We start from the raw sequence: 19,446 nt of genomic DNA on the forward strand, positions 1-19,446 counted from the left end.
CAAGGATGTCCTGTAACTATAATGATTACAAGCAAGATGTAACTGATTTGATTACAAGTTGAACCTGACGTTGACCTGAATATATGGAACGAACTAACCACAACATTCAAGGAGTGAGAATATGACAGCCATTATACATCCATCCACAAAGCTTGGCCCCGTCTCTCTGCGGATCAGTAATCTGGCACAATCTGTTCGCTTTTATACAGAAGTCGTCGGGTTAAAAATGCTTCGCCAGCATGGCCGGGTTGCCGAATTGACGGCAGACGGCAAACAGCCGCTGCTGATTATAGAGGAAATTCAAGATCTGGTGAGACCGCAGACCCGGACGGCAGGTCTGTACCATTTTGCAATTCTGGTTCCGAATCGGGAATCGCTCGGGCTTGTGCTTGCCAATCTGATTGCGCATAACATTCCTGTCGGTCAAGGCGATCATTTGGTCAGCGAAGCATTGTACATTAATGATCCGGACGGAAACGGCATCGAGATTTATGCCGACCGACCAAGGGATACCTGGAAGCGTGATGCCAATGGGGAATATGTGATGACTACCGACCCTGTCGATGTAGAAGGACTGCTGGCTCTCTCCAAGGACAAGGAATGGTATGGACTCCCTGAAGAGACGGTTATCGGGCATGTGCATTTCCACGTGTCCAACCTGCATGATGCCCGCGTATTTTATTGCGATGTTCTTGGGTTTGAGCTGACAGCCCATTACGGCGGCGCTGCGTTGTTTATATCTGCGGGAGGATACCATCACCATATCGGGCTCAATGTTTGGGCAGGAATCGGTGTACCGAACACACCACGGAGCGCTGCGGGGATGGAAGATTATACGATTGAGCTTCCGAGCAATGAAGAGCTTGAAGCGGTAACCGGCCGCATCCGTGAGGCGGGACTGCGCCTGGAGCAGCGCGATGGCGTCTGGGCCGTTCAAGATCCTTCGGATATCTGGATTCGGTTGGTTGTTGCTTAATATAATATAAGTTAAAAAGCCTGTCCGCGATGATCGTGGGCAGGCTTTTTTTATGCGAAATCTCGGTTATCTTTAAGTTATATCTGGTCTAATTCTCCCAGCGTACGAAGCATGAACTCCAAGATATTCGGGATATCTCCCATCTGTTCTTCGTTGATTCTACGGGGAAAGCGAAGCTCGATCGTGTTGTGAAGCGGTACCGGATCATCGCTGTAGGTGTACCGTATCGTTTGCAGCGGAGGCAGCTCCGGATTCCATATCTCCTTTATGATCTGGGCAATAGCCGGACACGCTATGGAAGCATCAGCGATATGTTTATAAAAGCGGAGTTTCAGCTCGCAGGCTGGCTGACCTTCCGGAATTTCCAAGATCTCGGCCGCCAAATCCCGGAGCCCGGTCTCGATGCAAATTTCGGCTGAAGTTGTGGATGACGCAGCCAGCTCGAACCGGAGGCTAAAACTTTTGGATAACGTGGCCATATCCAGGAGATCCTTCCGATCGGTAACACGAATGATTTCATCGAGGTTATCGAGATCATAGACCGCGTTTTCGATGCCAACCTTTAAATTTTCGAATATCGTCGGGTCAAACATGAGGCACATCCTTTAAACGTCATAATGTCGTACATACGATTGTGGATAATATATCACAATTCAGCTGCTTAAGGGGGGTATGCTAAATGCATAAGACGGGATCTCTGCGTGATTTCCTTCGTTTTATAATAGTATTGCCAAAGGGTATCATCGTTGACTCGCAATCGGCTCCAATCTGGTATAACGGAAAAATCGTAGGGGCAGCAAGATTGACCTGCGGGTAAAGATCATGATAGGATGAAACACAAAAGACGGTAAAATAAATTTTACCGGTAAAATGTATGGAGGTGTTAAAATTAAAATGACTGGTGTTTATAGAATTAAAACTCATGAACAGCTCAAAGCGATTGCCGATCCCCTGCGCACCAAGATCCTGATGAATCTCGTGAAAGATGCCTACACCGGACAGCAGCTAGCCGAGGTACTGGACATTACGCGGAACAATATTTACTTTCATCTGAAGGAGCTGGAGAAGCACGGCATCATTCACGTGGTCCGAAAGGAAGAGAAGAACGGTATCGTGCAGAAATACTATCGCGCCGTTGCAAGCCGTTTCATTCCGGAGGATCATTTGCTGCCGAGCCTGGATTTGGTGGAAACGTCCAGACAGGTATTTATGGAGACACTCGATGTTACCCGGACGAAAATCGAAAGCGCGCCGGCTTCTTCTTTTGCCTTGGACATCACAAGCGAACACTATCGAAAAAACATGGCAGGGACCTACCGTTTTCATGCAACAAAGGAGAGCTTCCATGCTTTTGTGGACGAGTTCAAGCAGCTCATGAATAAACACTTTACGATGGAGACGGCCGAAACAGGCCATACGCCTGTGTCCACGGAAGAGAAAAATTACTATATGTCGTTGATCGCATTTCAAGATGATCAGGAGGATATCACCATTCGATAATTCTTGATGGGGGAGTTGTTACATATGGAAAAAAATCAATATAACGTCGTTATCGATGATGCATGGTTTACCGTATCGCAGCTGGATGAGACCACGTTCGCGATCAGTGAATACGGACATTGGGAGAAGGTGCATTCGTTTCTGTTGATCGGAAGCGAGCGTGCCGCATTGATTGATACGGGACTTGGCATCGACAACATGAGGCGGATGACCGATCAGCTGACGGATTTACCTGTTGTGGTGCTAACCACGCATGTTCACGCGGATCATATCGGCAGTCATGGGCAGTACGGAGAGATTTATGTGCATGAGGCTGAGGAGGACTGGCTCGTCAGCGGGATTAAGAAGCTGTCCATTGAACAAATCCGTAAGGACATTTCACGCGATATCACGAGGCCGGTACCAGCTTCCTTTGATCCGGCAACCTATACCCCCTATCAGGGGCAGCCGACCGGTATTCTAAGGGATCGAGATGTCATCGAGCTTGGCGGGCGGAGTCTGGTTATTTACCATACGCCGGGCCATTCGCCTGGACATATCGCGGTATTTGATATACACCGGGGTTACTTGTTCACCGGGGATTTATTGTATGATGAGACGCCGGTATATGCTTTTTATCCGACGACAAGTCCGGAGGATCTCGTAAACTCGCTGGAGCGGATCGCGAATCTCGATGGTGTAAAGCGCATCTATGGTTCTCACAATACACTTGGACTGGATCCGGCATGGCTGGTCGTGGTCAAAGAGGCGGTTCAAGAGCTGCGGGAAAAAGACCTTGTCCGATTTGGAACGGGCATTCACCGGTTCAACGGATTTTCGGTTCAATTTTAGCACCGTTATCCGGTTACTTCTCCGGCAAGCAAGTGCCATGGGAAGAAATGAAAAGCCTTGCACGAAGGGTGCAGGGCTTTTTCGATGCCTAATTTATTTCGAGGCTAGCGGAGGGTGTAGAAGTTAATAGCCTTATCCAGCAGAGCACAGGCCTCTTGACGAAGCGGCAGCTGTTTGGAACGGAAATGGACGGAGCCGTCTTTTTGGATACGGGTGTCCGGATCAACGAATCCACTTCCGATAAGCGCTTCAACCTTGTATGCCAAGCTGGGCGTCCGCAACCGGGACGAAGCGATAGAAATTGCAAATCAGGCCGGGCTCCTATGAGCCCGGCCTGATTTCTGATTTTTGCATATTCCTGCATCAAATCCGTTTGATGGCAGCGTATCGGAGTGCATACCATCAGTAACTGCGGTCCATGTTTTTACCGTAATAAATTTCGTCCATCTCCAGTTTGATGCGCTCGGTGATTTCCTGCTGCTCGGCTTCGGATAGCTTATCCTTCGTGTAACCGAACAGATAGTTGTCCAGATCAAACTGCTTCAGCTTACACTTGGTGTGGAAGATGTTCTCCTTGTATACGTTAACGTCAATCATATCGAACAGCTCCTTGGCCTCGTCCGGAATGTAGTTTTGAATGGAGCTGATCTCATGGTCGATAAACAGCTTGTGCCCGTGAATATCCCGCGTGAAGCCTCGAATTTTATAGTCGATCGTCATAATATCCGTATCAAAGGAGTGGATCAGGTAATTTAGGGCTTTCAGGGGTGAAATCTCCCCGCAGGTTGACACGTCGATATCGGCCCGGAAGGTGCTGATTCCCTCATCGGGATGGAATTCCGGATACGTATGGACGGTAATATGGCTCTTGTCGAGCTGAAGGTTTACATTCTCCGGCAGCGGCCCCGGCGATTCGTCATAGGATTCCTCCGGAACCTCTACGACAGGGCCCTCGGATACAAGCACCGTTACGCTGGCGCCTTGCGGGATATAATCCTGCTTGGCAATGTTCAGGACATGCGCTCCGATGATTTCGGCCACATGGCTTAATATTTTTGTTAGCCGATCCGCGTTATACTGCTCATCAATATATTCAAGGTACGCCTCTCGTTCTTCCCGGGTTTTCGTATAGCAGACATCGTACATATTAAAGCTGAGCGATTTCGTTAGGTTATTGAACCCGTGCAGGGTAACGCGTTGTTCTGGTGTCATATCCATATGAATTTCCCCTTGTGTCGTTAATATATCAGTTCGAGTACCTATTATTTCCGAAACCGGCGATTCCTAATCTGCCCATGCCTCACCTTCGGAATTAATATTAATATGTTCTTACCCGGAACGGGTTTAACATTAACAGAGGGTCAAGGATGATAGAGACAAGTATCGGCTGCTCCAAACTCAAAACTCAAAACTCAAAACTCAAAACTCAAAAAAGGCCAACCGGTAATCCCCGGCTGACCTCAAGACGAGAAGGACACCTGCTACATGCAGCATATCCTTCGAGCGTGTATATGGACTTCACTTCGTATTGCCGATACCATGGTCCTTCTCAAACGGCATGATTACTCCGTAAATTCCAGCAGTTCAATTACATTGCCAAAAGGGTCCCGGATTGCGCTGTATAGACCGGGAGGGCACGGCTGCGGTGTATCAAAGATGACCTCTACACCCTGCGATTTGTAGTTCGCAATCGCCGCGCTTACATCAGCCGTCTCAAGTCCGATAATAACCTGAGCTTCATGCGGGTAATCGGTTTTCGTACGACGGTCGCATTTTTGCAGAACAAGGGAAACGTCTTCATGTTTCAAACTGATGATCTGATCATCATACACCTTGGAAATTTCGAATCCCAGAATATCACAATAAAATCGCGTCGCTTGATCCATATCACTTACATTAATCGATAGAACACAAAGATTGGGCATAGTTCCTCTTCTCCTCTAATCCATGGGTTGTCTTACTGGCAGCATAGAATGCCTTCACCGGATTCGATGCTGGATTTTAAGCTGGCGAGCATGCCCTTCCATGCATCCACATGCCATTCCCGGGCTTGCAGTGACGCTTCGGTATCCTTCCAGCCCGTATGCTCTAAGGTAATTCTCGTGCCGCCGTCCTGTTCAGATCTAAAAGACACCTTGACCTCAGTTAATTCCCCCTGATTCATCGTTTCCGCAAAGGGATCGGGTCCTTTCCACTCAAACACGAGGGTATGCGGCTCATCATATTGCAAAATGGTACAGCCCGCGGTGCACATCGATTCACGATTAGCGGGGTTAAAATAAAGCTCGAATTTCCCGCCCGCCTTCGGTTCAATTTCCGCAGCCGGCGCAAACCATTCGGTTATCCTCGCAGACTCCGTCCATGCTCGCCAGAGGAGCTGCACGTCGGCCTGAATTATGGTTTCTTGAATAATGGTCATGTCTATTCCTCCAAACATATCGTGCTCATCGTTCCGTAATAACGCTTCCAGCAATTCCATTATAAAGGGATATGCGATTCAAAAATTCTTCTACCTTGCGCTGTTATTTCCGATCCTTCTCGAACAAGAGCAGAGGTAGATTAACAACAATCGGCGGGTCGTAGGGCAGTGGCTCGCGCAAGGTGATGTTTACGGCGAGATCGGTTTCTTCATCGATATGGACAGGCTCCTCCCGCTTGCCTCGCAAGGATTTGCTCAGCAGAAAATAATCCCGGGGATTGAGGCTCCAGGGGATGCCCGCTGCCAGCACATAATACGTTCCGGTTGGTATGCCGGTTAAAGTACAGGTCCGGTTCTTGAGGTTGACCGCCGTACCGGACACGGGCTTCTGATCAGGCACGGGTCTTGGGAACAGACCAACGTAAATCATGCCGCGGAACGCCTCGGGAGCTTCGATTCGGCAATGAATCCGGGGCAGAGCATGTCTTTCTTCTTCTGCCCAGGTTAATGGCTTGTGTTCATATTGATTCACGTAACGATGCAGAGACTCCGTGGTGGTGCGGAACTTTTTTGGAGACAGGCCGACAAATTGCTTAAAGCGGGTATTGAAGGTGCCGGGACTTGCCAAACCGATGCTCATTCCGATTTTTACGAGCAGGGAAGGACTTTGAAGGAGCTCGATTTTGCCGGATTCAACCCGGAGCGCGGACAGGTATTGCCTGAGCGATATGCCGGTTACTCGCTTGAATACTCTGGAGAAATGGTAGGGACTGTATCCCGCAAGATCGGCGAGCTGCTCGGTCGTCATGGGCTCGTCCAGATGCTCCTTCATATATTGAATGGTTTGATTTACGGCTTCCGTATGTGCGTCATTCATTAGGATCACCAACTTCAATTTTTGGGCTCTACATGATAGCATGCCTTTTTCCACATTTATGAAGTTCTCTTCGTCGAATGCAATTTCCTTCTACGATTCGGTTGCCCATTCATGGAAAGGCCGTTAAACTTAGAGGATACAGGCTTTTCGAAACGGAAAACCAAGGAGAATTAAGGAGTTTTTATCCATGAATGTGGAAACAAATGATAGAGAATCGATGAATATGGATACAGCGCGGGATTATCTGCAGAAATATTACGGCTATCCTGATTTTCGGGAGGGCCAGAAAAAAATCGTCGGCAGTCTACTGGCGGGTCAGGATACGCTCGGGATTATGCCGACGGGCGGAGGCAAATCGATCTGTTATCAGATCCCGGCGCTCCTGTGTCCGGGTCTTACGTTGGTTGTATCGCCTTTGATTTCCTTGATGAAGGATCAGGTGGATGCCCTTACGACAGCGGGTGTGGCCGCTGCCTATATCAACAGCACGCTAAGCGGTAAGGAAGTGAACGAGCGCATACGTGCGGCCAAGCGCGGAGAATTGAAGCTGTTATATGTCGCCCCGGAACGGCTTGAACTGGATTGGTTCCGGGAGGAGATGGCAGGTCTTGACATTTCGATTGTGGCTGTCGATGAAGCTCACTGCGTATCCCAGTGGGGGCATGATTTCCGGACCAGCTATCTCTCGGTGGCTCCTTTTGTTAAAGGGCTCCCGAACCGTCCAATTGTGGCGGCCTTTACGGCCACGGCCACGCCAGAAGTTATGGAAGACATGCAGCGCCTGCTTCGACTGGAACAGCCGCAGGTGTTCGTGACGGGCCTTGGACGCGACAATCTCGAGATGTCGGTGCTTCGTGGTGAGAACAAGCGGGAGTTCGTTCTGGACTATGCGGCATCGCATACCCACCAGCCAGGAATCATCTATGCCGCCACACGCAAAGAGGTGGATGATTTATGCCAGCGCCTTCAAGCTAAGGGGCTTCTAGCCGGTCGATACCATGCCGGCATGAGTGACGCGGAGCGAGCGGAGAGCCAAGAGGCCTTCCTCTATGACGACATTCGCGTAATTGTAGCAACAAACGCATTTGGCATGGGGATCGATAAATCCAACGTCCGGTATGTCATTCATTACAATATGCCGAAAAATATGGAGTCCTACGTGCAGGAAGCGGGTCGCGCCGGACGGGATGGCGAGCCCAGCCAGTGCATACTGCTGTTTAGCGCCCAGGACATCATGACCCAGAAATTCCTGATTGAACAGAATCCCCAGGAGGGCGAGCGCAAGCAGAACGACTACCGGAAGCTGCAGCAGATGATCGATTACTGCTACACCACAAGGTGCCTGCGGAGCGCGATGCTGGATTATTTCGGGGAAGAACACGAAGATAAGCCCTGCGGTACGTGCAGCTCCTGTACGGATGACCGGGAGCTTGTCGATATCACGGTGGATGCGCAGAAAATTTTCTCATGCATCCACCGGATGCGCGAACGCTTTGGTGTGTCCACGGTCGCCTCCGTGCTGAAGGGCTCTCGGGCGAAAAAAGTGCTGGAGTACGGCTTTGACCGTCTTCCGACCTATGGCGTGATGTCGAATCGGACCGAGAAGGAGATATCCGAGACGATCAATGTGCTCATCTCGGAAGGGTTCCTGGCGCTGACGGAAGGCCAATACCCTGTCGTGAAACTGCAGAGCGAGGCCGCCGATGTGTTAAAAGGCCAGCGCGAAGTGATGCAGCGCGTTCCGCGTCCTTCCAAAGCATTAGGCAGCCAGCGAAGCGGCAGCCGCCGCGATTATTCGCCGTCAGCCGTCAACGAGACGGTGTTCGAGCAGCTGCGTTTGATTCGGCGTGAGCTGGCAAGCAAAGAGCATGTGCCGTCCTACATCATTTTTAATGACGCAACCTTGCGCGAAATGAGTGTGGTTTGCCCGCAGAGCGAGGATGAGATGCTGAATGTCAAAGGGGTCGGTGAGGTGAAATTCCGTAAATACGGCCGTCCGTTCCTGGAATTCTTCCTGAATGGTCAGAGTGCGTTGAATGACGGGGACGATCTGTTTGACTATGAAGAATAGGCTTGCATGACAGGCGGAAATCATGGCTTTTTCCCGTTCCATCACTCAGAATAAACCGTTCGGTTAATAAATTTACATTATGTAGAAAGAAAGTGGACCCTACCATGAAAGTCATACTATCAACCTTGAATGCCAAGTACATTCATACCTCCTTGGCCATTCGCTGCCTGAAGGCATACAGCGAGAAGGATTTCGATATCGAACTGACGGAGTACACGATCAAGGACCCTGTGATGAATATCGTCTCCGACCTGTTCCAGCGCAAGCCGGATGTGATCGGATTCTCCTGTTATATATGGAATATTGAAGAAACGATTAAAGTGATCGATATCGTGAAGAAGATTATGCCGGAGGTCACGATCATATTGGGCGGACCTGAAGTATCCTACGATACGGAGTATTGGATGAAACGGCTGCACAATGTCGACTTTATCGTCATGGGTGAAGGCGAGGAGACCTTCCACCATTTGCTGCAAACGATTGAAGGGGACCGGAAGTATCATTTCGTTTATGGCGTGGCTTACCGCAAACAGGACGAAGTCATTGTGAATCCCGGAAGACCGAAGAGCATTCTGGCGGAGCTGCCTTCCCCGCATCGTTTTCCGGAGGATATCCCGCATCTCGGGAAGCGGGTTGTCTATTTTGAGACCAGCCGGGGCTGTCCCTTCAGCTGCCAGTTCTGCCTGTCGAGCATTGAGGTGGGGGTTCGCTACTACGACATTGAACGGACTAAGGCGGATATTCTCTACCTGATCGAGAACGGAGCGAAATTGATCAAGTTCGTAGACCGCACCTTTAACATCAAGAGGGATTACGCGCTTGAAATGTTCGAGTTTCTGATTGAGAACCATGGCGGCTGCGTATTCCAGTTTGAGATCACGGCGGATATTATGCGTCCCGAGGTGCTGGATTATTTGGCGAAAAATGCGCCTCCCGGCATTTTCCGGTTTGAAATCGGGGTGCAGTCGACCAATGATCCGACAAACGAGCTGGTGAAGCGTCGCCAGAATTTCACCAAGCTGTCGCGCACGGTGACCATGATCAAGGACAGCCGCAAAATCGATCAGCATTTGGATTTGATCGCAGGCCTTCCGGAAGAGGATTACGATACATTCCGCAAAACGTTTAACGACGTATTTGCGCTTGGACCGGAAGAGCTGCAGTTAGGCTTCCTGAAGATGCTCCGCGGAACCGGGCTGCGGATCGATGCGGACAAGTATAATTACACCTACATGGATCATGCTCCGTATGAGATCCTCGGCAGCGACGTGCTTCCGTTCTCGGATATCGTCCGATTGAAGAGACTGGAGGATGTGCTGGAGAAGTATTGGAATGCGCACCGGATGGATCACACCCTGAATTATTTGATGAAGCATGAGTTTACTTCGCCGTTTGATTTCTTCCAAGAGTTTGGAGACTACTGGGAAGGACAGGGCTGGCAAAAAATCGGCCATCAGCTCGAGGACCTGTTTACGCGTTTAACGGCTTTCCTTGAAGATCGGAAGACCCCGCATATGGACGTTGTCTCCGGTCTCATGAAGTTCGATTATTTCCTGGGCCATAAGTATAAGCCTCGGAAAATATGGTGGGATCATACCCAGGATAAAGCGCAATGGACCGCCAATGTCCGCAAAATCGTAGAGGAGCCTGCGGCCCTGTCCGACGGTTTTGCCGATCTGGGGATCACGGAGCGCGATCTGCAGAAACATGCGATGATCGAGGTGCTGCCATTTAACCTCAGCGATGCCATCCAGGGTGGCACTGGACTCCCGGACAGCTCGGACCATGCAACGATGCTGTTGGTGTTGTATCAGCAGAACGAAACAGGACAGCCGCAGTACTACACGATGCCTGTGGAGTTAGCGAAGCAGGCAAAGTAGAGTTAGCGAAGGACAACTCCTTACCGGAACTTGATGTGAGCGGCTTGCCGTTTGGGTGAGATAACTTTCTTCTAAGGATCATGGATCGGTAGGGACTCATAGGGACTGATTGGATTGAAGCTGTGATCACGCCCCCTTTCGTATCATTAACGGACTGTATCCTGAGGCCTCCCGGAATAAAACACCCTGGGGATCGGTATTCTAATCGCATCAACCGATGAGGAGGGGATGTTTATGAACGGGAAACAGATGGGGCGGGAACAGCACCCGCAGGATGAGCCCACCATTGCGCCGGGTATGGAAACCAATGATGATCTGCGCGAAGAGGCTACGGAGGATGAAGTAGACCATGGCGAGTACACCGAGGTCACGCAGCTGATCATCGATCGCACGCCGAACGAGGAAGAGTAAGGGGCTGGGCTTTCTGTTAAGTAGGTTTACTTACTTGACGAATAGCTTGTCGAATTAAAAAGGGTTTACATTTACTAAGGATGGATATGCACAGCGTCACAACAGATAAGGGGGTGTCCCAAAAGGTTAATGGACCTTTTGGGACACCCCCTTATTAATTCGTCCTGCATCATTCTTTTACATACGCGTTTCGATTCTCGCGGCGTCTCTAGTCCCATGCGATTCCGAGGTGTGTCGTTCTAGCCAGTCGAGAACATGTGCCGCTACTTCATCCCGGTTGATTTCATGCAGCATTTCGTGGCGGCCGCCGGGATACAAACGGTATTCAAGATCTTGGATGCCATGTTTCCGGTACATTTCGATCAACCGCCGTACGCCTTTACCGCGGTGTCCGACCGGATCATCCTCGCCCGAGAAAATGTAGACCGGCTTATCCTTAAGAAGGCATTCCATCAATTGAGGTTTATGGATCTGGGATAGCAGCTTGAAGAAATCACGGAAGAAACGAGCGCTGCATACCTGACCGCAGTAGGGGTCGTTGATATACTTATCCACTTCCGTTTCATCCCGGGATAACCAATCGAATGGAGTGCGAATAGGGCCGAAACCTTTGTTGTAAGGGCCGAACACGATGGCGTTCAGCATCAGACTCCGGTGCGTGTTTCCTTGAAGGCGCATTTGTGCCGCTGCCAGATTCAAACCGAACGCCAGCAGTCCCTGTGGACCATTGGTGCCGGACAGAATGAATCCGTCGAATAATTCGCCGTTCGAACACATGATCTTTTGGGTCAAAAAAGACCCCATGCTGTGACCCATCAAGTAATGTGGAACACTAGCATGGCGCTTTTTAAGCTCGGAAGCAAGAAGCAGCAGGTCTTCAATCATCCCGTCGAATCCGTCTTCCCCGGCATCGCCGAGAAGTGTAAGGCCGGACGTTTGTCCATGACCCCGATGGTCGTTGCAGTACACAGCGTAACCGTGTGCTGTAAGCAACTCGGCAAGCTCCTCGTATCGTATGCCGGTTTCGCACATGCCATGCGCAATTTGCACGATGGCACGAACGGGTTGGTCCGGCTCCGGCAGCCATTGATATACAAAAACATGCATGCCCTGCGTATTCAGCATCGTAAACGTGTCGGTTTGCATTTCAGGCCTAACACCTCCACAAAAACGAATGGTTTATTTCAATACTTTATACCCTGTTTATGGAAGATATGAACGAAGAACCGTAGATTGCCCGTCCAGCGTATATGCACCCAGGTTAGCTGGCAGCAGGAAGCATTGTCCGGACGTATACTCAATGGAGCCGTTATCCCAGCTGAGGGTTCCTTGACCATCGCATATCACGACGATCGTGAAGCTTTCCGCGGAAGTGGACAAGGACCAGGCACCGTTAACAACGCCTTTCTCGACAACAAAATAGGGAGATTTGGCAAGCTCAAGCCATTCTCCAGGCGCGGTTCCTTCCGTGCTCATCGTGGTCGCGCCGGATCCTTCATAGGCCGTCACATTCAAGGAGTCCTCGATATGAAGCTCGCGCGGCTTACCGTCAAGGCCTGGTCGATTATAATCGAAAATCCGGTAGGTTGTATCCGAATTTTGCTGAATTTCCGCCACTACAACGCCAGCACACAGGGCGTGCACCGTACCGGCAGGTATGTAGAACGTGTCTCCGGCTTTTACGGACACTTCTTGCAGCTGGTCCATAACCGTGCCGTTTTCCATGGCTTCTTTCAACGTCTCACGGCTAACGCCTTCCTTCAGACCGTATATGATTTTGGCGTCCGGCTTCGCATCCAGCACATACCACATTTCTGTCTTGCCCAGCTCGCCTTTCGGAAGCCCCTCATAGTCATCGGTCGGATGCACCTGAACGGAGAGGTTGTCATTGCAGTCAAGCAGCTTGATCAGCAGGGGGAAACGTCCGTTAACCTCGGAGAATCCTTTGCTGCCAAACCACTCCCGTCCAAATTGCTCCCGAACCTGATCCAGGCCGCGACCGGCAAGTTCACCGTTCACAATGCTGGTCGTGCCGTTCGGGTGGTCGGCGATCATCCAGCCTTCTCCGATATGTCCTTCAGGAATATCCAGGCCGAATTGCTCCAGGGCACGGCCACCCCACACACGCTCTTTAAATTCGGGTTGGAACAATAATGGATATGGTTTTGTCATAGTAATCATCTACCTTTCATCATGTTTGGAATATTCTATGGATGTAAGTGCGGGACCTCTCCTAGAACTTATATCATATCGGCTTCTTCCGTTCCAGTGCAATGAGATATGGCGCTTCGGAACGCTGAAGACCACGATACAATATCGTTTGCACTTTGTGCTGGGGCAATTCCGCCGCCCAGGCCTGCACGGCGTCCGCTTCGGCATCGCCGCCCTTATGGCCCGGGTACAGCACGATGGTGATAATGCCGCCGGGACGGAGCAGCTCGATGGCTGCTTCCAGAGCCGTCAGTGTGCTGGCGGTTTCCGTCATGATCCGTTTATCTGATGAATCTGCCGGAAGGTAACCGAGATTGAACATGATCGCACCCATACGGCCATGCTCGCACTCAGGTACGCATTCTCCCATAAGGGCATGGCTCTGATGGTGAAGGGTAACCTCCGCAAGGGTGCCGGGCGGTTCCTTGTCCAGCCGATCACGAGTCAGCTGCAGCGCCTGTTCCTGAATATCAAAAGCGTACACCTTGCCCTTTGATCCTGTGCATTTGGCTAGATACAGCGTATCGGCCCCGGTTCCCGCCGTCGCATCCAGCGCAATGTCTCCAGGCCGCAGCCTTTCGGACACCAGCTTGTGAGCAAAACTCAAAACCGAGAGGAAGCCCATCAGGATCCCCCCCACAATTTACCCTGCCATGTATCCCGGCGCTTGAGCTCGGCGTCAATGCCGTTAAGCACTTCCCACTTCTTGAGACTCCACGTCGGCCCGATCAAGAGATCCCGTGGAGCGTCTCCCGTCAGACGGTGGACGATCATTTCGGGAGGTAAAAATTCCAGGCTATCTACGATAAGGCTGATATATTCGTCCTGTTCCAGGAACCGAAGCAGCCCCGCCTCATATTGCTTCACCATCGGCGTCTTGCGCATGAGGTGCAGCAGATGGATCTTGATTCCCTGCACATCCATCTTGGAGACCGCGCGGCCGGTGGCGAGCATCATCTCATGGTCCTCTTGCGGAAGACCATAAATGATGTGTGTGCAGACACGGATGTTATGCTTGCGCAGCTTTTCGACCGCTTCCAAATAACATTCGGTATCATGGGCCCGGTTGATCAGCTCGGAGGTGGAATCATGGATCGTTTGCAGGCCCATTTCTACCCAGAGATAGGTTCGCTCATTCAGCTCGGCCAGGTATTCCACGACGTCGTCAGGCAAGCAATCCGGGCGTGTAGCGATCGATAAACCGACAACGCCCGGCTGCTGCAGAATGACTTCATAGTACTCCCGAAGCTCCTCTACCGGAGCATACGTATTGGTATAGGCTTGGAAATAACCGATGTATTTGGCGCTCGGCCACTTCTGGTGCTGCCGGTCCCGGATGGTGTTGAACTGGGTAACAAGATCGTCCCGCCGTCGTCCGGCAAAATCACCGGAGCCGCGGGCGCTGCAGAAAGTGCACCCGCCCTTGGCAATCGTGCCGTCGCGGTTTGGGCACGTAAAGCCCGCATCCAGCATAACCTTGAATACTTTTTCCTGGAATTGGCTGCGCATCTCGTAATTCCATGTATGAAATCGTTTGTCGCCCCATAATGTTGGGGCGGGTCTAAGTGATGTACTCATGTGTGCTCCTTTATAGCCGCATAAGATGAATAGAGACAGGGATAGCCGTGCCTCAAAGTATACATGTGTTACTTAACTTTTACTTAAGCAGATATGTCCATTGTAACAAAAAATAAAACTTTGCGTTATATACAGGTCTTCATGCCTAATTAATATGTTGTTACTTGAATGAATTGCATATAATTGGTATATTTAAAGTAGAAAAATAAAAATATGATTCAAGCAATTTTGGCATGGGTATATATCGGATAGGATTCATATTTGTGTGACGTCATGGATACAATAATACCGTGAGGTGATTACGAATGAATTCATCGACAGTAAAGAATGACAGTAGAGATAAAATCGCTGTGGAGCTTACCCCGAACGAAGCTTTAGCCCTTACTGGCGTGGAGTTTAACTCCGATCAGGACGTGAAGGCTTCGGCACGTCGCAAGATTCGGGCCGCCTTTGAGAAGACGTTTGATTTTACGTCCAATGAAAGGTAGACTATTCACAGTTTGACCATCGCGGAACCCCAATTCCAAATATAAGAAAGAGGAACCTAAGCCTTTGCGTTAAGCAGAGTATAGGTTCCTTTTTCTATGGGGCCTTTACTTTTGGGATTAACTTCGTCACAATAAATGCAGTATCGGGATATCATTCTAAATTTACTTGGAAAGTTTCGGAGGTATGACATGCGTTTACGCGGAAGAAAAGGTATACGGGAAAATCTGGAGCAGCAGGAAGACCTGGTCGTTTTGGACCCCGGTCAATATAGAGGGAAATGGGCTTCATTATTTGGCAATGACCTTCCGATCCATGTCGAGTTCGGCATGGGCAAAGGCCAATTTATAAGCCAGATGAGTTACAAGCATCAGAATGTGAATTTTATCGGGGTGGACATGTACGACGAGCTGATTCGCCGCGCAAGCGAAAAGGGACGCAATGTCTGGGCTCAGGACGGTGTCGATACTCCGCCGAATTTGAAGCTGGCGCTGTTTAATATCGAGAATGTCGAGCAGGTTTTTGAATCCGGCGAGATCGAACGTTTATATTTAAACTTCAGCGATCCGTGGCCAAAAGCCAAGCATGCCCGCCGTCGTTTGACGCATCCGCGTTTTTTGGACAAGTATTCCCAGATCCTGAACGAGCGCGGGGAAATTCATTTCAAGACCGATTCGGTTACGCTTTTTGAGTTCTCCCTGAATGCATTTGCCGATTATGGTTTGCAAATGACGAATATTTCGCTGGATCTGCATCGGGACGGACTGAACGAAGAACACGTGATGACTGAGTACGAGACGAAATTCGTCGGTCAAGGTATGCAGATACATCGCTGCGAGGCCATCGTTGGCAAGGAAGCACTTGCTTCCTACCATAAGAATCGTCTTGAAAAATACGGTAAATAACGTCTATATAGTAGAGTTTCTCCGATGATAGCGCTTGCATCTATTATAATAGTAGGAAATCTATCAATTCGATGACGTGTTTGCGGAAACGGCGCAAAAAAAAGGTGTGCTCCCTCTTTAGGAGTACACCTTTTCGTTTTCCAGCATGTCGATGATGCTGCGGGCGCTTTGCATCGGATGGAATCGTTCGATGTCTCGCAAATTTTGCGCCCGTTGCTGTTGGATTACGTCGTATTGATGAAGCAGTTTGTTTATCCAGTTGGCAATAACCTCCAGCGAGTGGATAGGCTCGCCCAATCCTTGCGCGGTGAAATATTGGCAGTTCTCTTCTTCCTGTCCCGGAAGAGGCTGATGAAACAGCATCGGGATTCCTTTGGCCAAGCCTTCTGTGCATGTCATCCCGCCTGGCTTCGTAACGAGCAGGTCGGACACCTCCATCAGCTTGTCGATCTCGCGCGTAAAGCCCAAAATCCGGATGTTCGGATGCCGGAACCGGGGGTTGTTCTCCATCTCCTCGCGTCCCTCGTCGTTATTGCCGAGGCAAAATATGATCTGGACTTCGTCGCGCCATCGGGTCAGAAATTCATGCACCACTTCATCATTCATGATGCCCCAGCCTCCGCCCATTACAAGCACGGTAGGCATATCGGACAGATGAAATCGTTCCCTGATTTCCTTCTTGCTCGGATGCGTCCAGAAGTCGGGATGGATCGGAATGCCGGTAACCTGAATTTTGGCTTGGGACACCCCGCGATTGAGCAGCTTTCGCCTCACCTCCGGCGTGGACACGAAATATCGGTCGACCTCTGGACTGATCCATGTATCGTGAGCATCATAATCGGTAATAACGGTACACAGAGGCACATCGATGCCCAGTCGTTTCAAACGCGAGATGACCGCGCTTGGTATAAAATGGGTACACACAATGATGTCGGGTTTGAGCTGTCTAACCACGTTTTTGGTGCTTGTATAGAACATTCGGTGAAGTGCTAAAGCCGTAAAGCGATTAAAGGACTTTTGATGGCGATACATGTACCCGACCAATCTCGGGCGAGTTGTAATCGTCTTTCTGTAGGCCGATATGATCAGTGGAGCGATTTTAGGGTTCAAGAAGCTCCCGAGCTCGAGAACTTTGGTCTGTACGCTAGGAGATAACTGGCGCAGGCTGCTGGAGAGTGCATGAGCGGCCTGTGTATGGCCTGCACCGAACCCTTCAGATAACAGCAAGACTCTTTTTTTAGCCACTACTTTTCACCCGTTCTGCAGCGTTATTCTTTAACTTTAACATATCGACTTTGGGAAAAGAAATCAACCGTTCTCCACTTGTGTTTCAGGGACTTTGGTCCCGGAAACGGAAACTTTATTCGGCAAGCTTCTCGCTGGCGCCTTGCTACTTAAGGAGTTAGTCAGCTGCGCGCATTTTGTAGAAAATCAGGGTCCGTGGTCTTTTGACTTGAGTATGAGATGCCGCTACAATGATTCAAACGGACATCAAAAAGTTTATTAGAGAAAGAGCATTGAAAAACGGAAACTTTTTGGGTGTCTGTTGCGTTTATTTATTGGCGGACAAGTCGAAAAAGAAAAAATGGGCAGCCAAGAGAAATAAAAAGCAAGGAAACGGATGAAAATAAGAACTAAAGCCGTTTGAAACGAAGCTTGCTGGCAAACGACATTGCAAGCTGAGCTCTTTTACGAAGTTTTTCCGTAAATTAGAGCATTCCACGGTTTTGACAAAAGATTCAAAAGTGTGGAAAATCGTGTATGACGTGCGAAGTTGCCCCGCGGCACCGAGGCTACTAGAAGGACAGACACAAGTCACAGGGTCATAGCAACAACAAAAAAAAGCGAAAAACTTAGAGAGAAAAAAATAACAAACATTCTCGGGTTATAAAAAGGGGGTAACGGAGAATCATGACAGACGCCATCTTTATCGCGCTCCAACTATTTTTGGCCGCGGTGGGTGTGTACCAGTTCGTATTCTCTTTGTTTGGTCTGGTCAAAAGAAAAAAGAAACAACAGTTTGAACCCAATAAATCATTTGCAGTGTTAGTTGCTGCGCACAACGAAGAACAGGTTGTCGGTGCATTGATGGAGAACCTGAAACAGCTTGATTATCCGAAACATCTGTACGACGTATTTGTCATCTGCGACAACTGTACAGATCGTACTGCAGAGATCGTCCGTGCCCACGGGATGAACGCATGCGTGCGCACGAATCAAAATCTGCGAGGCAAAGGTTATGCCATCGAGTGGATGCTGAAAGAGCTCTGGGCAATGCCGCGCCAGTATGATGCGGTTGTTATGTTTGACGCGGATAATCTGGCCGCTCCGAATTTCTTGAACGAAATGAACAATGATCTCTGCTCTGGAGCAAGAGTTATCCAGGGATATATCGATACCAAGAATCCTGAGGATTCCTGGATCACTGCCTCTTACGGGGTGTCTTACTGGTATATCAACCGCTTGTGGCAGCTTTCCCGCAGCAATCTGAACATGGCGAACTTCCTCGGCGGTACAGGAATGTGCTTTGAGACCAATCTCTTGAAGGAGATCGGCTGGGGCGCAACCAGTCTGGTTGAGGACTTGGAGTTCACGATGCGCAGCGTTATGCGCGGCGTGTATCCGAAGTTCAACTATGACGCGAAGGTATTTGACGAAAAGCCGCTTACGTTTAAGGCTTCCGCCAGACAACGTCTGCGCTGGATGCAGGGTCACTTTACGGTTGCCCGCCGTTATTTCTTCCCGCTGCTGTGGCGTGCCATTAAAGAACGCAGCCTCGTGAAGCTGGACTTGGCATTGTACGGAGTCAACGTTTACATCGTACTGCTGACTTTCTTGTTGACGGCCATCATATGGGTTGACAGCTCATTCTTCGATGGTCCGAATATCGCGAACCTGTATGGATATTTACCGCTCTGGCTTAGCTTTACAGCGATCGCAGCGAATGTGTTCACGTTTATGATCGCGATGATTCTGGAGAAGGTGAAATACAAGAAAGTGTATATGTATCTGGTGCTGTTCCCGATTTACCTGCTGTCGTGGTATCCTATCACGGTGTATGCGTTCTTCACGCAGAACAACAAGCAGTGGAGTCATACGGAGCATACCCGGGTTGTACGCCTTGAAGAAGTTCAAAGCAAACAAGGCTAATCCAATATTTATATTGCATCTGTGTTGACAGAAGATAGGATGACCTGTTATACTATCGTAGTCTGTTAAACAGAATATCTGATTGCAAGCAGAAGCGCCGCTTCTCACCTGACCGACGTGTGTTGGCTGGTTTGATCACGAAATCAATGAA

The 19,446-nt window shown here is 49.8% G+C and carries 20 protein-coding genes; 9 read left to right on the top strand and 11 right to left on the bottom strand.

The window, feature by feature from the left end; all coding sequences use genetic code 11:
- The first annotated feature begins 121 nt into the window (after positions 1–121).
- Positions 122–976 (top strand): VOC family protein, encoded by an 855-nt coding sequence (locus tag M4D81_RS31995; protein ID WP_260069352.1) that lies wholly within the window; start codon positions 122–124, stop codon positions 974–976.
- Between the two features lie 77 nt (positions 977–1,053).
- On the opposite strand, the gene M4D81_RS32000 is transcribed toward M4D81_RS31995, so the two are convergent.
- On the bottom strand, positions 1,054–1,569 hold the full coding sequence (locus M4D81_RS32000; protein ID WP_260069353.1) for a hypothetical protein: 516 nt from the start codon (positions 1,567–1,569) through the stop codon (positions 1,054–1,056).
- 301 nt (positions 1,570–1,870) lie between these two features.
- Here M4D81_RS32000 and M4D81_RS32005 point away from each other — a divergent pair, with 301 nt between their 5' ends.
- Together M4D81_RS32005 and M4D81_RS32010 are read left to right on the top strand one after the other, a co-directional pair.
- Positions 1,871–2,476 carry a winged helix-turn-helix domain-containing protein gene (locus M4D81_RS32005; RefSeq protein ID WP_260069354.1) on the top strand — a complete coding sequence of 202 codons (606 nt, stop codon included), beginning with the start codon at positions 1,871–1,873 and terminating at the stop codon, positions 2,474–2,476.
- Between the two features lie 24 nt (positions 2,477–2,500).
- Positions 2,501–3,307, top strand: coding sequence for an MBL fold metallo-hydrolase (locus tag M4D81_RS32010; protein WP_260069355.1), 807 nt, complete (start codon positions 2,501–2,503; stop codon positions 3,305–3,307).
- A gap of 104 nt (positions 3,308–3,411) precedes the next feature.
- Here the strand turns inward: M4D81_RS32010 and M4D81_RS32015 are convergent, their stop codons facing one another.
- From M4D81_RS32015 to M4D81_RS32035, 5 genes are all read right to left on the bottom strand, one after another.
- Positions 3,412–3,573, bottom strand: a complete 162-nt coding sequence (locus M4D81_RS32015) for a hypothetical protein (RefSeq protein ID WP_260069367.1) — start codon at positions 3,571–3,573, stop codon at positions 3,412–3,414.
- A 136-nt stretch (positions 3,574–3,709) separates the two neighbouring features.
- Positions 3,710–4,525, bottom strand: coding sequence for an adenosylmethionine decarboxylase (gene speD / locus M4D81_RS32020; protein WP_260069356.1), 816 nt, complete (start codon positions 4,523–4,525; stop codon positions 3,710–3,712).
- A gap of 344 nt (positions 4,526–4,869) precedes the next feature.
- Entirely contained in the window at positions 4,870–5,232 is a 363-nt protein-coding gene (locus tag M4D81_RS32025; protein ID WP_260069357.1) for a VOC family protein, read from the bottom strand.
- 32 nt (positions 5,233–5,264) lie between these two features.
- Positions 5,265–5,726, bottom strand: a complete 462-nt coding sequence (locus M4D81_RS32030) for an SRPBCC family protein (RefSeq protein WP_260069358.1) — start codon at positions 5,724–5,726, stop codon at positions 5,265–5,267.
- A gap of 103 nt (positions 5,727–5,829) precedes the next feature.
- The gene (locus M4D81_RS32035; RefSeq protein ID WP_071222657.1) at positions 5,830–6,603 is read right to left on the bottom strand and encodes an AraC family transcriptional regulator; all 774 of its coding nucleotides are present in this window, start codon (positions 6,601–6,603) and stop codon (positions 5,830–5,832) included.
- A 187-nt stretch (positions 6,604–6,790) separates the two neighbouring features.
- Between M4D81_RS32035 and recQ the strand changes: the two genes are divergently transcribed.
- From recQ to M4D81_RS32050, 3 genes are all read left to right on the top strand, one after another.
- Positions 6,791–8,674, top strand: a complete 1,884-nt coding sequence (gene recQ, locus M4D81_RS32040; protein WP_260069359.1) for a DNA helicase RecQ — start codon at positions 6,791–6,793, stop codon at positions 8,672–8,674.
- A 104-nt stretch (positions 8,675–8,778) separates the two neighbouring features.
- Positions 8,779–10,554: a B12-binding domain-containing radical SAM protein gene (locus M4D81_RS32045; RefSeq protein ID WP_071222659.1), complete on the top strand. Its 1,776-nt coding sequence runs from the start codon at positions 8,779–8,781 to the stop codon at positions 10,552–10,554.
- Positions 10,555–10,788: 234 nt separating this feature from the next.
- Positions 10,789–10,965 carry a hypothetical protein gene (locus M4D81_RS32050; protein ID WP_201259429.1) on the top strand — a complete coding sequence of 59 codons (177 nt, stop codon included), beginning with the start codon at positions 10,789–10,791 and terminating at the stop codon, positions 10,963–10,965.
- A gap of 177 nt (positions 10,966–11,142) precedes the next feature.
- On the opposite strand, the gene M4D81_RS32055 is transcribed toward M4D81_RS32050, so the two are convergent.
- The 4 genes from M4D81_RS32055 to mnmL form a co-directional block, all read right to left on the bottom strand.
- Positions 11,143–12,111 (bottom strand): alpha/beta hydrolase, encoded by a 969-nt coding sequence (locus M4D81_RS32055; protein WP_260069360.1) that lies wholly within the window; start codon positions 12,109–12,111, stop codon positions 11,143–11,145.
- 57 nt (positions 12,112–12,168) lie between these two features.
- Positions 12,169–13,137 carry a type I phosphomannose isomerase catalytic subunit gene (locus M4D81_RS32060; protein ID WP_260069361.1) on the bottom strand — a complete coding sequence of 323 codons (969 nt, stop codon included), beginning with the start codon at positions 13,135–13,137 and terminating at the stop codon, positions 12,169–12,171.
- A 73-nt stretch (positions 13,138–13,210) separates the two neighbouring features.
- Entirely contained in the window at positions 13,211–13,801 is a 591-nt protein-coding gene (mnmM, locus tag M4D81_RS32065; RefSeq protein WP_220684046.1) for a tRNA 5-(aminomethyl)-2-thiouridylate-methyltransferase MnmM, read from the bottom strand.
- Positions 13,801–14,754 carry a tRNA modification radical SAM protein MnmL/YtqA gene (gene mnmL, locus M4D81_RS32070; protein ID WP_113060005.1) on the bottom strand — a complete coding sequence of 318 codons (954 nt, stop codon included), beginning with the start codon at positions 14,752–14,754 and terminating at the stop codon, positions 13,801–13,803. Before mnmL ends, mnmM begins: the two co-directional genes overlap by 1 nt.
- A 305-nt stretch (positions 14,755–15,059) precedes the next feature.
- Between mnmL and M4D81_RS32075 the strand changes: the two genes are divergently transcribed.
- Both M4D81_RS32075 and trmB read left to right on the top strand, forming a co-directional pair.
- Positions 15,060–15,242, top strand: a complete 183-nt coding sequence (locus M4D81_RS32075) for a hypothetical protein (protein ID WP_071222664.1) — start codon at positions 15,060–15,062, stop codon at positions 15,240–15,242.
- A 189-nt stretch (positions 15,243–15,431) separates the two neighbouring features.
- On the top strand, positions 15,432–16,145 hold the full coding sequence (trmB, locus tag M4D81_RS32080) for a tRNA (guanosine(46)-N7)-methyltransferase TrmB (RefSeq protein WP_260069362.1): 714 nt from the start codon (positions 15,432–15,434) through the stop codon (positions 16,143–16,145).
- A 117-nt stretch (positions 16,146–16,262) separates the two neighbouring features.
- On the opposite strand, the gene M4D81_RS32085 is transcribed toward trmB, so the two are convergent.
- A complete protein-coding gene (locus M4D81_RS32085) occupies positions 16,263–17,390 on the bottom strand; it encodes an MGDG synthase family glycosyltransferase (protein WP_260069363.1) in 1,128 nt (375 codons plus the stop codon).
- A gap of 666 nt (positions 17,391–18,056) precedes the next feature.
- On the opposite strand from M4D81_RS32085, the gene M4D81_RS32090 reads away from it, so the two are divergent.
- The gene (locus M4D81_RS32090; RefSeq protein ID WP_071222667.1) at positions 18,057–19,295 is read left to right on the top strand and encodes a glycosyltransferase family 2 protein; all 1,239 of its coding nucleotides are present in this window, start codon (positions 18,057–18,059) and stop codon (positions 19,293–19,295) included.
- The last annotated feature ends 151 nt before the right edge of the window (positions 19,296–19,446 follow it).

This window comes from Paenibacillus sp. p3-SID867, assembly GCF_025142895.1.
Lineage (GTDB): Bacteria > Bacillota > Bacilli > Paenibacillales > Paenibacillaceae > Paenibacillus_AQ.

Coding starts and splice junctions, on each gene's coding strand:
- M4D81_RS31995 (WP_260069352.1), top strand. CDS start 122: ATGACAGCCATTATACATCCATCCACAAAGCTTGGCCCCGTCTCTCTG.
- M4D81_RS32000 (WP_260069353.1), bottom strand. CDS start 1,569: ATGTTTGACCCGACGATATTCGAAAATTTAAAGGTTGGCATCGAAAAC.
- M4D81_RS32005 (WP_260069354.1), top strand. CDS start 1,871: ATGACTGGTGTTTATAGAATTAAAACTCATGAACAGCTCAAAGCGATT.
- M4D81_RS32010 (WP_260069355.1), top strand. CDS start 2,501: ATGGAAAAAAATCAATATAACGTCGTTATCGATGATGCATGGTTTACC.
- speD (WP_260069356.1), bottom strand. CDS start 4,525: ATGGATATGACACCAGAACAACGCGTTACCCTGCACGGGTTCAATAAC.
- M4D81_RS32025 (WP_260069357.1), bottom strand. CDS start 5,232: ATGCCCAATCTTTGTGTTCTATCGATTAATGTAAGTGATATGGATCAA.
- M4D81_RS32030 (WP_260069358.1), bottom strand. CDS start 5,726: ATGACCATTATTCAAGAAACCATAATTCAGGCCGACGTGCAGCTCCTC.
- M4D81_RS32035 (WP_071222657.1), bottom strand. CDS start 6,603: ATGAATGACGCACATACGGAAGCCGTAAATCAAACCATTCAATATATG.
- recQ (WP_260069359.1), top strand. CDS start 6,791: ATGAATGTGGAAACAAATGATAGAGAATCGATGAATATGGATACAGCG.
- M4D81_RS32045 (WP_071222659.1), top strand. CDS start 8,779: ATGAAAGTCATACTATCAACCTTGAATGCCAAGTACATTCATACCTCC.
- M4D81_RS32050 (WP_201259429.1), top strand. CDS start 10,789: ATGAACGGGAAACAGATGGGGCGGGAACAGCACCCGCAGGATGAGCCC.
- M4D81_RS32055 (WP_260069360.1), bottom strand. CDS start 12,111: ATGCAAACCGACACGTTTACGATGCTGAATACGCAGGGCATGCATGTT.
- M4D81_RS32060 (WP_260069361.1), bottom strand. CDS start 13,137: ATGACAAAACCATATCCATTATTGTTCCAACCCGAATTTAAAGAGCGT.
- mnmM (WP_220684046.1), bottom strand. CDS start 13,801: ATGGGCTTCCTCTCGGTTTTGAGTTTTGCTCACAAGCTGGTGTCCGAA.
- mnmL (WP_113060005.1), bottom strand. CDS start 14,754: ATGAGTACATCACTTAGACCCGCCCCAACATTATGGGGCGACAAACGA.
- M4D81_RS32075 (WP_071222664.1), top strand. CDS start 15,060: ATGAATTCATCGACAGTAAAGAATGACAGTAGAGATAAAATCGCTGTG.
- trmB (WP_260069362.1), top strand. CDS start 15,432: ATGCGTTTACGCGGAAGAAAAGGTATACGGGAAAATCTGGAGCAGCAG.
- M4D81_RS32090 (WP_071222667.1), top strand. CDS start 18,057: ATGACAGACGCCATCTTTATCGCGCTCCAACTATTTTTGGCCGCGGTG.